Genomic DNA, 12,802 nt, shown 5'->3' on the forward strand with positions numbered 1-12,802 from the left:
TGTTTGAAACGAATGTTATTCTAAGTAATATTCAAAACTAAACCTGAAATTGAATTTTTAACAAAAAAAGACACATATGTTAAAATTATGGAATTTGATGAGAAAAAACATCATGCTAAATTAAGAGTTGTAAACAAATATTAATGTGATGATTATGGTAGCTCATAGGCCGTTTGCTCTTGATAAACTTAAAGATTATATCGATGAACTTGTTGAATTGATGGTGTATACATTCCCCACCAACTTAGAGGGTTTGCTGCACCAGGTGTGCCACAGAATGTTGTAGACAAAATTTGTCAAAACCAAATGGAATATATATGGCATTATAAACATGATGGATATTGGCAAAAAGGTGAAACTAAGTTTGAAATGAATCAACATTTTATAAGAGAATTTATTGAAGTTCACCCAGAATTAGAATGTTTAGTTCCGAAATCTGGTTATACTGTTGAAGAAGCTCAAAATAGTATGAAAAAAATATCCTGAGCACATTCCGTATGATTATACTCCTCTGGAGTGATTAAAAAATGAGTGAAACTCAAACAGTACAGGAATTATTAGATTCATTTAATCTCAAGTTAGATTTGCCTTCAGAGTGTTTGTCTTTGGAAATTGAATGGGATTTTGATTCTTACAAGATTATTAAAAGGACTTTAAGTTTTATTAAGTTTTAAACAAATGTAATTTTAAGTAATATTCGGAACATATACCAAACTAGGGAATTTTTCCATCTTTGTAAAATTTTAGACCAGCGCATTATATTGCGCCGGCCTGTTTTAATATTGTTAGTTTTTAGCATGGCAAATATTTCCAAACCTAAATCTGCTTGAACAACTCCCGTAATGAAAAATAACGGAACGTCAGACATAAGTTCATGATGTTCCATGCACTATTCCACATTTACCTTATGTTTTGGTATAATTAATTTTGGAATAGTTATAACAACAATTCCATTACTGAATTTTGCTGTAATATTTTCAATATCAATACTATTTCCAAATCTTACAGTTTTAACACATTTTCCGGATTTGATAGCAGAAACAATAATTTCCGCATCTTCTTCAAAATCCTCAATGAATGGTTTGAAGGTAGTTTCAATAGTAAGGTCATTGTCCCCTGCTTCAATTAAAACATCTTCTTTACTAACCCCAGGCACTGCCGCTTTGATGTGGTAGGTGTTTTCTGTTTCTACCAAATCAATGTCAATAGTTTGCACGGTGGATTTTTTGTAATCTGCGTATTTTTGATCTGCAGTTTTTTGCATATTTTTAAGGCTTTCTCTGAATTCATCAATATTTCTGTATAGGTCATTAATTACATTATCTGCAATGGTTTTCCCTTTTTCTTTTTTTTCATCAAATCTTTCTTTCGCTTCGTCAAATTTTGCTTTTTCTTCTTTTTCAGTAAATTCCGCATCAATAGTTTCAGATTTATCCATACTTTTCACGCTCCTTTTGATGAATTTTCTTTAAGTGTGTATTAGTTACTTTTTGTTAGTATATAAACTTTTCGATTAAATTTACTAAAGGTTATTAAAAAGTAATACTTTTAATCTTTGTTTTTTCATATTGGTGATGCTTTATTTTTTTGAATTCGTAAATTATTTTATTAATATTCTAAATACTGGATGTTAAATCTTTAAAAGTGATGTATATTTATTTAAATTGGTTGGTTTAAGTTTGATAATAAGTTATGTTTGTTTGTTTTTTTCAACTTAAAATCGCTTTAAAAGAGGCCAATTATAAAATTTTCTGGATATTAATATTTGATAAGTGCTTAATTCTTTGAGTATAAACTTTAGGCAACTAGGTGTTTACTAATTGCATTGTTTTGAATATTTCAAAAGAAAAGATTAACTTCAAACCAAAATCTCTGAATTTGGCTGTAGTATTGATGGTTATTTTCATCTATTTTGAGGACATGAACTTTTTAACCAAAAATGCCTTACGTTTCCTCACACCGCAAGTAAATTTCATTAAATTTTTTCAAACTCTCATTTATAGTTACTAAATATCTATAGGTTTAAATTAGATTTGATACTAATTTTTATTAGTATTTTTGCATAAAGTCGCACTTTGAAAATATTAATTATTAATGAAGATGATAATTTATAATACAATTAATAGGGAGGAATTATTTTGACTGAAGGAAATGAATTAGATTCAACTTGCGGTATTTCTGATGAAGAGCTTACTGAAAGATTCAAAGCATCCATTAAAATAGATCAGGATATATGTAAAATTAAAGGACTTCCTATTGCTGGTTATGATGATGAAAATAAATGTGCTTATTTAGAGTATCCTGATGGAATGAGAGTTTATGTCAAAGACTGAAAGGCTTCCTGAAATCATTGTTTTTGCAGTCCAAACGGCAGTGGAAAAACTACCATGACCCGTATGGCAAAAACTGTTGGTGTTTATATTAATGCGGATGACATTAAAAAATCAAGTTTGTGCAGTGATTTGGAAGCTGCTCAAAAAGCCGAAGAGCTTAGGGAGAGCATGCTTGAAAAAGGTGAAGATTTCACATTTGAAACAGTACTCTCTACTGATAGGAATCTCAAATTACTAAAAAAAGCCAAAGAAAAAGGTTTTTTCATCAGATGCATTTATGTTTTAACATATGATTATAAAATAAATATGGCAAGAGTAAGAATGAGAGAATCTATGGGTGGGCATGCCGTTCCTGAAGATAAAATCAAATCCCGATATTATAAGGCACTTAAACTTATTCCGGAATTAGTTGAAATTTGTGACATTGTCCATATTTATGATAATACTATGGTTCCATTTAGAATTTTCAAAAAAAGGAAAGATATTTGCTTTCATTGGGAAAATAAATATTGGAGTTATTCTGATGTTGAAAAACTCACTGGAATTACGCAGTACAGTAATTAATATGGGAAATAAGTTAGTACCTTATGGTAAGTGCATGATTTTTTGAATATAATTCCAAATTAGATTTGACTAGTTGATGATTAACATATTTTTTGGTTGATGATTAATTTTTCAAAATTCTTTAAATTACTTATTTTATGATTTAAATGAGTTTAATTAAAAATAAAAAATTTATGATGGTTGATGATTAAGGTTGATGATTACAAATTTATGAAAGAATTTATTTTGATTTGATTTGAGAATTTGGTAAGTATAGAATTATTCTTGTGATTAGCATTTGTAAATAAAATTTTAAAAATATATTAAATGGGAATGTGAAATTTTTGCGGTCTAAATCCTGAAAAGAGAGTAACTATGCGTTTTTTATATGGCCTACCTTTTGTTAGTATATAAATTTTTCGATTAAATTTACTAAAGGTTATTAAAAATACTTTTAATCTTTGATTTTTCATATTTGTGATACTTTATTTTTTTGAATTCCAAAATTATTTTATCATTGTTGTAGATGGTGGAGGCCTGATTGTTAAACTTGGATTATATTTATTTTAATTTGTTGGTTGAAGTTGTGTAATGAATTATGTTTGTCATGTTTTTGTTTTGAATATTACTTAGAATAACATTCGTTTCAAACACAAAAACAAAGAGAAAATTAAACAAGATACGCTAAATAACATGATAATAACGTTGCTCCATATTCATCATAAATTTCATCAATTTTTTTGAAATTAGGTAATCTAATACTAGAATCATTTTTATGAATCCATTTATCTGAGTTAACTTCCTTAGTTTTAAAATCATTATCCTTTTCAGAAGGTACTTTTTCAAAATCCAATAAATCAATGAATTCAATATAATCATTATTGTTTTTCATTTGTTGATACATATTAAAAGATTCTTTAGCTATAATCCCCTCAAATTCAGGATGACAATCTAACCATTCAATAACCACACTATTAAATGCTTTAATCCTATCTTCATAGTAGATGCATTTTTCTTTTATTAAATCTTCAATTTTTTTATAAATTTTGAACTCCTCTCCAAGATATGATTCACGGTCATCTTGAGCAGTCCATCCATCTTCAGGAAAATCTAAAGATTCATAGTTACTAATATCAAAAGGCAAATAATCTTCAAGCAAAATCCAATTTTCTAAATTATTTTTAATGAAATTTTCATCAAATTTAAACAGATTTTCAGGAACATAATTGACAAGTTTTCCTAAATTATCAGTTATTTTGAGTAAACCCACTAATTCAGGATGAACATCAATTAACTCCCCCACCAATCTTAAAACATAATCATAATCGGATTCACCAGGAATTTCATAAGCACTATGCCTACCCCACAATGCCCATTTTTCACATTGGTTATTCCATAATGTACTATGAACTCCCTGATTAAGGATGCTTCCAATGATGGGCAACACTAATACGTCAGAAATAGCAATTATATCTTTTGAATGTTTTTTTATAAATTGTTCATCAAATTCATAGTTCATTTGTTCATCTCCGTTTTGGACATTTTTTGACAACTTGCACCACTGCATGATGATTGCGTTCATCAAATTCTTTAATAATTGTATGGTTTTGAATATTACTTAGAATAACATTCGTTTCAAACGAAAAAAAATTATAAATTATATTTAGATAAGTAATCTAATTTATTTTCATCATTGCATTCTATGTTATTATCACAAATCCATTCTAGGACTTCATCTAATAACCCCTCAGAATATTTAGAAATAAATAATTTAACATTATCTAAATCAACATCATTACTCCAATCACAAGTGTTAAAAATATCTTCAGCATCCCATTTTAAAACTAGAAAATCTCCTAAAATGATTAATGCTTGAAATGCAGTGATATTAATATAATCCTTTGTTTCAGGAATATAAAAAAATTTTCCCTTTAAATCATACCAATAATGATTATTATTTAATTTAATTATTTTTTTAAATTTATCGAAAATCATATTATCTACCCCTTCCCAATTATATTTTTAGTTTTAATCGTTTTCTTTCACGAGAAATTAACAATAGTTCTTTTTCCCAGTCATTAGATGTATGGTTTCCAAGATGTCCTGTTCCAATCCATTTACTATTAAATGAAACTTGATTTTTTTAGATATTTTCTCACACGTTTTTGTTTTGAATATTACTTAGAATAACATTCGTTTCAAACAGCATTTGATGAGTAATTATTTTTTGATGAAAATAGGTTTGAAATAAGGGTATTTTCTAAGGAAAGTTTCAATCTCCCAATTAATATAATCATAATAATCCTCACCATAATTTGCTCTTTGATGTTTCATGAGTCTATCCCACCATAAATCTTTATTTTTAACTTTAGATCCTATTTTAATAGCGATTTCAATAGGTAATGAACTTTTAATTTCAAATGGAATCCAATCTTCTAAAGATATTAAATCATCATAAAATTCTTCTAATTTTTGAGAATCAATTTCATATTTTTGTTCACCCATTTAAATCACCTCAAGTTAATAATATTATGACTGCTTCCTTAGTTCTATAATTTTTATACAATGTTTTATGTTTTGAATATTACTTAGAATAACATTCATTTCAAACGCATTTGATGAGTAATTATTTCTTGATGAAAATAGATTTGAAATAAGGGTATTTTCTAAGGAAAGTTTCAATCTCCCAATTAATATAATCATAATAATTCTCACCATGATTAGCTCTTTGATGCTCCACAATCCTATTTTGCCACAACCTTTTATTTTTTAACTTCTGAACCTATAGCAAGAGCAACTTCTGATGGCAAATACATTAGAATCATATGAGGAATCCAATCTTCTAAACTTTTGAACTCCTCATAAAAATCTTTTAGTTTATCAACATTGATTTCATATTCTCTTTTACCCATCAAAAACCTCCTTAAGTTAATAATATAATTACTGCTTCTTTTGTTTTATAATTTTTATATAATGTCTTATATCTAGTACCTAATGGCAGTGTTTTGAATATTACTTAAAATAACATTCGTTTCAAACAAAAAGGATAATTTACTATTCAACTAAAAAAGAATATTCTGGATTATCCTTAAGCCACTCTTCAAGTTCAATTACAATTTTTTCATCACCAATATCCTCACTTTTAGTTTCATAAGTTTTACGTAAAATTTCAGGAAAAGAATCTAATTCCCTAATATTGTCTAACCAGGTGGAGTGTCTGAAAACCGGTGCGGTTCTTATCAATTTAGCAAATACCCTTTATACTATTCAACTCCTGGCTCTCCGTTAAAAATTAAATCAGCACGAATTTTCATAATACTCTTCCTTTTTAATCTACTAATAAAATTTTTGCAATATTGTTTTTAACATCTTTTAATATAACTATCTGATTTCGGGGTAATAAATATTCATGTTCTTCAGAATATTCTGTAATCGCACCTTTAACGCCTTTAACATTCATACAAGTCCCTTTTTATCCTTTTTACCGTATTTAGAATATTGTATATGGTAAGATTCAGTTTAAGCATGATGAACAAATATGTTTTTCTATTTAAAACTCCTGTTCATGTAGATTTTCACAATGTTTTGCATATATAATTCAAAATTAGATATTAGCTATTTGATGGTTAAGATAGTTTTTGGTTGATGATTAATTTTTTAAAATTCTTTAAATTGCTTATTTTGTGATTAAAACAATTTTGATTAATAATAAAAAATGCATGTTGGTTGATGATTGAGGTTGATGATTACAATTTTATGAAAAAATTTATATTAATTTGCTTTGAGAATTCAGTCAACTATTCAAAAATTTGACCAGTCACCGCTTGTAAGTAAATTTTTAAAAACATATTAAATGTGAAAGTGAAATTTTTGTGATTTAAATTCTGAAAAGGAGTAACTATTTGTTTTTTTATATAATCTACTTTGGGCAACTATGTTTTTACTAATTTTCCTGTTGAATATGTTATTTTTGGATGTTTTTTGCACAAACTCGCACTTTGAAAATATTTATTATTAACGAAGAGGATAATTTATAATACGATTAAGAATAACGCCGATGATCTCAAAAAATCAAATTCTTGCAGTGACTTGGAAGCAGCCATAAAAACTAAGAACTTAGAGAAGCCATGGCTGAAAAACCTGAAGATTTCACATTTGAAACCCTGCTTTCCACAGATAGAAATCTCAAATTACTAAAAAAAAAGCTAAAGAAAAAGGATACTTCTTAAGATGCATATATGTTCTCACATCAACTCCTGAAATTAACAAAACTCGCATCGAGATTAGAGAATCAATGGGAGAGCATACTGTCCAGGAAGATGCGATTAAATCAGGATATAATAAAGCACTTAAATTGATTCCAGAATTAGTTGGGCTCTTCGATATTGTCCACATATATGAGAATACCAATGTGCCATTTAGAATTTTAAAAAAAAAGGAAAGATATTTACTTCCAACGGGAAAATAAATATTGGAGTTATTCAGATATTGAAAAACTCACCGAAATTACGGAATACAGTAATTAATAATGGGTTGTAAGCCAGCACTTAAAATGGTTAATATATACTCTTAGATTTAAGTTCATGGCATTCAACATATTAATTTGTATTAGCTCTGAGAATTGTAGTAAGCATATAAAATTTTATGTATGCAATTTTTGTAAGTATATAAATTTTTGATCATATTTGCAGAAAGTTAGAAATACATTATCATTTTTAATTCTTGTATTGCTAAGCATATGAGTTTAAAAATCCGAATCTTTTACTTTGTATAACATTCCATTAAAACCCATAACACAATCGCATGAAGTTATGTTTTTATCCTAATGATTTAAAAATAGCTCCAAAAAAATCACCACGTTTTACTATTCATAAAGAATGTATTATGACTTTCATCAGTTTATTTTCAGTTTTAGGAACATATTGCCATCAGCAATCCTATCCAATCCTGATTATTTCACCGACCGACAACAGTCTGAATCTTCCAATACTTCGCCACATTCAGAAAATATTCTCCCACCATCCATAATAGCTCTTTTTGGAGATATTTTTTCCGTTATGGCAGAATTCACATTTACAAACATTCCCCCTAATCAAATAGCGTTCCACAGTTCACATATGCAAAACTCACATTCCCAATCGGTTCATCTCAAAAGGACATTCCAACTAGGCATTATATGAAGCGATTATGTATTTTTTTAAAAATTAATATCTGACTTTTCCGATGTGTCTTGTTGCACCGGGATCTTCGCCGTTGAAGTGGGCCAGATAATATACGAACCATTCAAGTGGAATCACCAGTACAAATGGAGAGAGCAATTTATCCACATCAGCATAATCATTTAAATCATAGACTATTGACTTTAACTCTAACTTTTTAGAAAATTCAATAGCCTTATCTGTGATTTCATCAGATTCAAAGTCAGACTTTAAAAATATAATCGGAACATCCTTTTCGGCACGTTCAATAAGACCATGTCTGAATTCCGCTGAATAAAGAGGGCAAGCGTGTTTAATAGCCCCTTCCATAAGCATGGTCATTGCTAATTTATATGAAAGTCCGAAATTAGGTCCGCTTCCAAGACAATAGAAAATATCCTCATCTTTAAATTCCTCGGCCAATGCCTTATTTTCTTCTTCAGCAGAATTTAACAGGTGTTCCAATATGTTCGGAAGTTCATGCAAATCCGCCAATAGCCTGTTTTTGTTTTCATAATCACTGGCTGCAAACAATATCTGATAAAGACAGGCAAGCTGAGTAATATAAGTTTTAGTACCGAGAATTGCTGTTTCGGTTTCGCCTTGAGTGACAATTGAAATTCCGGCTTCCAGAGTCATGGAACTTTCAGGTTCGTTTGAAATTGATACTGTGCTGATTCCAAATTCGTTGGCTCTTCTAAGGGATGCCAAAGTGTCGGCTGTTTCACCTGACTGGGATGTGAATATGGCAATAGAATTTTCATTTTTGACCAGTTTTTTATTGTAATAAAACTCATAACCGGTAAATACTTCAATATCGATATTAGTGCTAGACATGCGAATTGCATCACATACACTATAACATGTTGAAATTGAACTGCCACAACCGATTAAATAAACTTTTTTAACATCAGAAACCAGCTTGGAAATTTCTTTCAATTTAGGCAACTCTGATTTAAAAGTTCTCCTAAGAGAAACCGGTTGTTCCATCATTTCATCATACATTTTATATTTCATAGCTTAAGCACCTTTAATAATAAATAATATTAATAATATATTGTTAATAAACCTATAAAAACTTTTGTTAAAAAAAAATAAAATCTTTAAATGATAATATGGAAATAGATTTATCTTCAATCGGAATGGAAAAAGGAAGACAATACGAAACAGTCATTACAACTAAAAATTGTGAAAATATTAAAAATGCGGCACCTATTGGTGTGATTTGTGCAGGCAGGGATAAAATTTTAAACCGTATTTTTAAAGGAAGCAAAACACTTGAAAATATTATCTCACAAAAAGAGTTTATTGTCAACATCACCCACAGTCCGGAGATATTTACAGCCTCAACTCTTGGAAATCTGCCTCAAAGCCAGTTCAGCAGCGACAGCGCTTTAATATGTGCAGATGCCTACTTTAAATGTGAAGTCATCACTTTAACTGAAGCTGTAAAACAAAGCGATCCGGTTAAAAAGAAAGGGGAAGCAATAGTTATTAAGTCCAAAGTGACAGAACTGGTTATTAATAAACCAACATCTGCAATGAACAGAGGTTTTGGCTATGTTATTGAGTCTTTATCCAACCTAACACGTTTTGGCATGGTTGGAGACGATGAAAAGGAAGAATATATTAAAAGGTTTAGAGAAGCAAATCGCATTGTGGTGAAAGTTGGATATAAAGAAGACATTGAAGCTATGAGGAAGATAAAAAAGGAGTTGATGAAAAAAGGCTGGAAACCCTAATTTCCGACAACATCAATAAATTCAAAAGCATCACCATCAAACAGTCCCAAATCAGACAATTTAAGAAAAGGGATTACAAGCAATGCCATAAATGCCATTGTCATAAATGGAGAGTCAAGCATGCAGCCCAATTCCCCGGACATGTTATGTAAAACATCCAACTTTCGGGCAACTTCAAATGCATCCTCATTGCTCATCAGTCCTGCAATCGGAAGAGGCAGCGATTCGTCAAGCTCCGGGCCAACAATCGAAAATCCCCCTTTATTTTCAATGATTTTATTAACTGCTCTTGCCATCATATCTGCACTGCAGCCAACGACGATAATATTATGGGAATCATGTGCAACAGATGAGGCGATTGCTCCTTTTTTAAGGCCAAAACCTTTAATGAATGCATTAGCCACATGATTTTTTCCATATCTCTCAACAACTGCTATTTTCAAAATGTCTCCAGAAGTATCCGGCTGAATTATACCCTCCTTAACTTCTAAAGTTGCAGAAACTTTATTAGTCAATAATTCACCATTAAAACACTCAATCACGTTAACTTCACATTCATCACCGTCAAAGCGAATTTCAAAGTCCTGAGCTGTTTTTTCTGTTGCGTCAATTGAGTTTTCAGCTTCGATTTCAGGAACATCGAATAAAACATTTTCGCCGTCAAATACACATTCGCCACCAACATATGTTTTTAAAACATTGAAATCGACGAGATTGTCAATAATGATGAAGTCGGCTTTAGCACCTGTTGTAACTGAACCGGCATCCAAACCGTAATGGGCTGCCGGATTGATGGTTACCATTTCAATAGCTTTAATGATATCCACTCCCAATTCAGCAGCTTTTTTAACTGATTTATTCAGGTGCCCTTTAATTAAATCATTAGGGTGTTTATCATCACTTACAATAAAATCAAATATTGGAGAGTGGATTCTTCGTTCCAACACTTCCCTCGGCATTATGCCGAAGCTGTCCTGATTTTTCAAGTGTTCGATGCGCTGTGAAAAATCAAAAAGCCCTTCCATATTTTTAGCAGATGAACCGTCACGAACCATAATCTTCATGCCTTTCTGCTTCTTTTCAATAGCTTCATCGAAATTGCTGCATTCGTGATCTGTAACTATATATTGTTCAAGATATTTATCCAATTCTTTACCGGAAAGCAGCGGAGCATGGCCGTCAATAGGTTTTTTGTATTGTCTGGCCAATTCCAATTTCTTAATGACTTCCTCATCACCGTTAATAACTCCAGGAAAATTCATCATTTCTCCCAAAGCCACAATTTCATCCTTTTGAAGCAAATACTCAATGTCATCAGAATCCAAAACAGCCCCTGATGTTTCAAATGAAGTTGCCGGAACACAGGAAGGTGCAGTAAAATAAAAATTAAATGGAACCTGACTTGCGTTTTCAATCATGAACTCGATACCGTCAAGCCCGCAGACATTAGCTATTTCATGAGGATCGCATACAACCGAAGTGGTGCCGTGCCTTACAGCAATTTTTGCAAATTGGCCTGGAGTAAGCATTGTGCTTTCAATATGGATATGTGAATCAATGAACCCCGGAAGCAACAAACCTTCGACATCAAGTTCATCATCCCCGCTAACTTGAATAGGCATGATTTCTTTAAAGACACCATCTGCAATTGCAATTCTGGCCGGAAAAACAGAGTCAGTCAATACATCCAGAACATAGCTAGTGAATTTCATTTCTATTCCTCATGTAACGCATTGTAGAGAAGTGGTAAAAATGTTCCAATATCAGTAACTATTCCAACAACCTGCGCACTTCCCCTGTCAGATAATTTGGTAACGGTGGACGGATTAATATCTACGCAAATACTTTTAACTCTTGAAGGAAGAAGGTTACCTGTTGCAATGGAATGAAGCATGGTTGCAATCATTATCACCATATCAACTTCCTGAGCATAATGTCTCATCAGCTTTTGTGATTCTGCAGTATCAGTTATGACATCAGGAAGCGGTCCGTCATCACGTATAGAACCTGCAAGAACATATGGAACATCATTTTTAATACATTCATACATGATACCGCCGGTTAAAGTTCCGTCTTCAACTGCATTTTTAATAGAGCCTGAATGATTAATCCGGTTAATGGCCCTCATGTGATGTGTGTGGCCGTGAGCTACAATCTTACCTGTTTCCACTTCAATACCTAAAGAAGTTCCGAAGAGATTTGATTCAATGTCATGGGTTGCAAGCGCATTTCCCGCCATGATAACATCTATGTATCCTTCCTTGATAAGTGATGCCAGATATTTGCCTGACCCGGTATGCACAATGGCCGGCCCTGCCACAATACCTATTTTACCTCCGTTTGCCTTGATTTCTTTCATTTCTCCGGCAATACCATAAATCAGATTCATTAAAGGTTTTTCAGAGGACACTTCACTGTTCATAAATTCAAATACCTGCTGTTCGTCCCTTGATCTGTGAGGAGGTGTTACCTTAACCCCATCAAGACCGACAACAATTTTGTCTCCGGCTTTAACATTGGCTATCGGTTTTACAAAAGCCCTTTTTTCATCCTCATCAACAACTACCAGACAGTCCATTTCGATTTCTTCAACAGGAATCCAGTCCCCATCATAGAAAATGTGAGTAGTATGATTAGATGATGAATAAAAACCTTCAGGAGCAACTTTATCTTTAACAGATGCAACAAGATTAACTTCCTTAATTTCATCAATTGATGCACCGAGCACAGACAATTCATCTAAGATAGACTCTAACAGTTCGGGAGAATCTGCTGAAACTTCGATTTTTGCATGACTTACATCTGATTTTTTACGTCCAACATCAATTTCCAAAATATCAAATTCCCCGCCTTTGTCCATAATTATGCCCATTGTCTTAGTTAAAGTCAATGAATCAATAATGTGGCCTGAAAGCTCAATAGTTCTTTTATTCATAACAATATGCTCCATTTTTTAGTTAATAATATAAATTTGGTTTTGGTAATA

At 31.3% G+C, this 12,802-nt stretch carries 17 protein-coding genes; 7 read left to right on the forward strand and 10 right to left on the reverse strand.

Annotated features, from left to right (window positions below; genetic code table 11):
* Positions 1–154: 154 nt before the first annotated feature.
* Together Q4Q16_RS07185 and Q4Q16_RS07190 are read left to right on the forward strand one after the other, a co-directional pair.
* Complete coding sequence (locus Q4Q16_RS07185; RefSeq protein WP_303347044.1) at positions 155–286, forward strand: hypothetical protein; 132 nt, start codon at positions 155–157, stop codon at positions 284–286.
* Positions 287–527: 241 nt separating this feature from the next.
* Complete coding sequence (locus tag Q4Q16_RS07190; protein ID WP_303347045.1) at positions 528–674, forward strand: hypothetical protein; 147 nt, start codon at positions 528–530, stop codon at positions 672–674.
* 215 nt (positions 675–889) lie between these two features.
* On the opposite strand, the gene Q4Q16_RS07195 is transcribed toward Q4Q16_RS07190, so the two are convergent.
* Positions 890–1,438: an Hsp20/alpha crystallin family protein gene (locus Q4Q16_RS07195; protein ID WP_303347046.1), complete on the reverse strand. Its 549-nt coding sequence runs from the start codon at positions 1,436–1,438 to the stop codon at positions 890–892.
* Between the two features lie 700 nt (positions 1,439–2,138).
* Here Q4Q16_RS07195 and Q4Q16_RS07200 point away from each other — a divergent pair.
* Together Q4Q16_RS07200 and Q4Q16_RS07205 are read left to right on the forward strand one after the other, a co-directional pair.
* Positions 2,139–2,333: a hypothetical protein gene (locus tag Q4Q16_RS07200; RefSeq protein WP_303347047.1), complete on the forward strand. Its 195-nt coding sequence runs from the start codon at positions 2,139–2,141 to the stop codon at positions 2,331–2,333.
* A 54-nt stretch (positions 2,334–2,387) separates the two neighbouring features.
* The gene (locus tag Q4Q16_RS07205) at positions 2,388–2,897 is read left to right on the forward strand and encodes a zeta toxin family protein (protein WP_303347048.1); all 510 of its coding nucleotides are present in this window, start codon (positions 2,388–2,390) and stop codon (positions 2,895–2,897) included.
* A gap of 649 nt (positions 2,898–3,546) precedes the next feature.
* Here the strand turns inward: Q4Q16_RS07205 and Q4Q16_RS07210 are convergent.
* The 6 genes from Q4Q16_RS07210 to Q4Q16_RS07235 form a co-directional block, all read right to left on the reverse strand.
* Positions 3,547–4,395, reverse strand: a complete 849-nt coding sequence (locus Q4Q16_RS07210; RefSeq protein WP_303347049.1) for a hypothetical protein — start codon at positions 4,393–4,395, stop codon at positions 3,547–3,549.
* Between the two features lie 131 nt (positions 4,396–4,526).
* Positions 4,527–4,871 (reverse strand): hypothetical protein, encoded by a 345-nt coding sequence (locus tag Q4Q16_RS07215; RefSeq protein ID WP_303347050.1) that lies wholly within the window; start codon positions 4,869–4,871, stop codon positions 4,527–4,529.
* A gap of 225 nt (positions 4,872–5,096) precedes the next feature.
* Complete coding sequence (locus Q4Q16_RS07220; protein ID WP_303347051.1) at positions 5,097–5,381, reverse strand: heat-shock protein; 285 nt, start codon at positions 5,379–5,381, stop codon at positions 5,097–5,099.
* A gap of 257 nt (positions 5,382–5,638) precedes the next feature.
* Positions 5,639–5,788, reverse strand: a complete 150-nt coding sequence (locus Q4Q16_RS07225; protein ID WP_303347052.1) for a hypothetical protein — start codon at positions 5,786–5,788, stop codon at positions 5,639–5,641.
* Between the two features lie 142 nt (positions 5,789–5,930).
* Positions 5,931–6,119 (reverse strand): hypothetical protein, encoded by a 189-nt coding sequence (locus tag Q4Q16_RS07230; RefSeq protein ID WP_303347053.1) that lies wholly within the window; start codon positions 6,117–6,119, stop codon positions 5,931–5,933.
* Positions 6,120–6,204: 85 nt separating this feature from the next.
* A complete protein-coding gene (locus Q4Q16_RS07235) occupies positions 6,205–6,336 on the reverse strand; it encodes a hypothetical protein (RefSeq protein WP_303347054.1) in 132 nt (43 codons plus the stop codon).
* An 834-nt stretch (positions 6,337–7,170) separates the two neighbouring features.
* Between Q4Q16_RS07235 and Q4Q16_RS07240 the strand changes: the two genes are divergently transcribed.
* A complete protein-coding gene (locus tag Q4Q16_RS07240) occupies positions 7,171–7,344 on the forward strand; it encodes a hypothetical protein (protein WP_303347055.1) in 174 nt (57 codons plus the stop codon).
* A gap of 335 nt (positions 7,345–7,679) precedes the next feature.
* Entirely contained in the window at positions 7,680–7,904 is a 225-nt protein-coding gene (locus Q4Q16_RS07245; RefSeq protein WP_303347056.1) for a hypothetical protein, read from the forward strand.
* A 176-nt stretch (positions 7,905–8,080) separates the two neighbouring features.
* Here the strand turns inward: Q4Q16_RS07245 and Q4Q16_RS07250 are convergent, their stop codons facing one another.
* The gene (locus tag Q4Q16_RS07250; RefSeq protein WP_303347057.1) at positions 8,081–9,091 is read right to left on the reverse strand and encodes an SIS domain-containing protein; all 1,011 of its coding nucleotides are present in this window, start codon (positions 9,089–9,091) and stop codon (positions 8,081–8,083) included.
* A 98-nt stretch (positions 9,092–9,189) separates the two neighbouring features.
* Here Q4Q16_RS07250 and Q4Q16_RS07255 point away from each other — a divergent pair, with 98 nt between their 5' ends.
* Positions 9,190–9,816 carry a DUF447 domain-containing protein gene (locus Q4Q16_RS07255; protein WP_303347058.1) on the forward strand — a complete coding sequence of 209 codons (627 nt, stop codon included), beginning with the start codon at positions 9,190–9,192 and terminating at the stop codon, positions 9,814–9,816.
* Here Q4Q16_RS07255 and ade read toward each other — a convergent pair.
* Together ade and Q4Q16_RS07265 are read right to left on the reverse strand one after the other, a co-directional pair.
* A complete protein-coding gene (ade, locus tag Q4Q16_RS07260; RefSeq protein ID WP_303347059.1) occupies positions 9,813–11,528 on the reverse strand; it encodes an adenine deaminase in 1,716 nt (571 codons plus the stop codon). The genes Q4Q16_RS07255 and ade overlap by 4 nt on opposite strands.
* A 2-nt stretch (positions 11,529–11,530) precedes the next feature.
* Positions 11,531–12,751, reverse strand: a complete 1,221-nt coding sequence (locus tag Q4Q16_RS07265; RefSeq protein ID WP_303347060.1) for a TIGR00300 family protein — start codon at positions 12,749–12,751, stop codon at positions 11,531–11,533.
* Positions 12,752–12,802 lie beyond the last annotated feature (51 nt).

Source organism: Methanobrevibacter sp. (assembly GCF_030539875.1).
GTDB lineage: Archaea > Methanobacteriota > Methanobacteria > Methanobacteriales > Methanobacteriaceae > Methanocatella.

What these genes read in the sequence shown, in the direction of transcription:
- ade (WP_303347059.1), bottom strand. Translation starts at nt 11,528, where the DNA reads ATGAAATTCACTAGCTATGTTCTGGATGTATTGACTGACTCTGTTTTT.
- Q4Q16_RS07195 (WP_303347046.1), bottom strand. Translation starts at nt 1,438, where the DNA reads ATGGATAAATCTGAAACTATTGATGCGGAATTTACTGAAAAAGAAGAA.
- Q4Q16_RS07265 (WP_303347060.1), bottom strand. Translation starts at nt 12,751, where the DNA reads ATGAATAAAAGAACTATTGAGCTTTCAGGCCACATTATTGATTCATTG.
- Q4Q16_RS07205 (WP_303347048.1), top strand. Translation starts at nt 2,388, where the DNA reads ATGACCCGTATGGCAAAAACTGTTGGTGTTTATATTAATGCGGATGAC.
- Q4Q16_RS07190 (WP_303347045.1), top strand. Translation starts at nt 528, where the DNA reads ATGAGTGAAACTCAAACAGTACAGGAATTATTAGATTCATTTAATCTC.
- Q4Q16_RS07250 (WP_303347057.1), bottom strand. Translation starts at nt 9,091, where the DNA reads ATGAAATATAAAATGTATGATGAAATGATGGAACAACCGGTTTCTCTT.
- Q4Q16_RS07215 (WP_303347050.1), bottom strand. Translation starts at nt 4,871, where the DNA reads ATGATTTTCGATAAATTTAAAAAAATAATTAAATTAAATAATAATCAT.
- Q4Q16_RS07240 (WP_303347055.1), top strand. Translation starts at nt 7,171, where the DNA reads ATGGGAGAGCATACTGTCCAGGAAGATGCGATTAAATCAGGATATAAT.
- Q4Q16_RS07185 (WP_303347044.1), top strand. Translation starts at nt 155, where the DNA reads ATGGTAGCTCATAGGCCGTTTGCTCTTGATAAACTTAAAGATTATATC.
- Q4Q16_RS07225 (WP_303347052.1), bottom strand. Translation starts at nt 5,788, where the DNA reads ATGGGTAAAAGAGAATATGAAATCAATGTTGATAAACTAAAAGATTTT.
- Q4Q16_RS07245 (WP_303347056.1), top strand. Translation starts at nt 7,680, where the DNA reads ATGAAGTTATGTTTTTATCCTAATGATTTAAAAATAGCTCCAAAAAAA.
- Q4Q16_RS07220 (WP_303347051.1), bottom strand. Translation starts at nt 5,381, where the DNA reads ATGGGTGAACAAAAATATGAAATTGATTCTCAAAAATTAGAAGAATTT.
- Q4Q16_RS07210 (WP_303347049.1), bottom strand. Translation starts at nt 4,395, where the DNA reads ATGAACTATGAATTTGATGAACAATTTATAAAAAAACATTCAAAAGAT.
- Q4Q16_RS07235 (WP_303347054.1), bottom strand. Translation starts at nt 6,336, where the DNA reads ATGAATGTTAAAGGCGTTAAAGGTGCGATTACAGAATATTCTGAAGAA.
- Q4Q16_RS07255 (WP_303347058.1), top strand. Translation starts at nt 9,190, where the DNA reads ATGGAAATAGATTTATCTTCAATCGGAATGGAAAAAGGAAGACAATAC.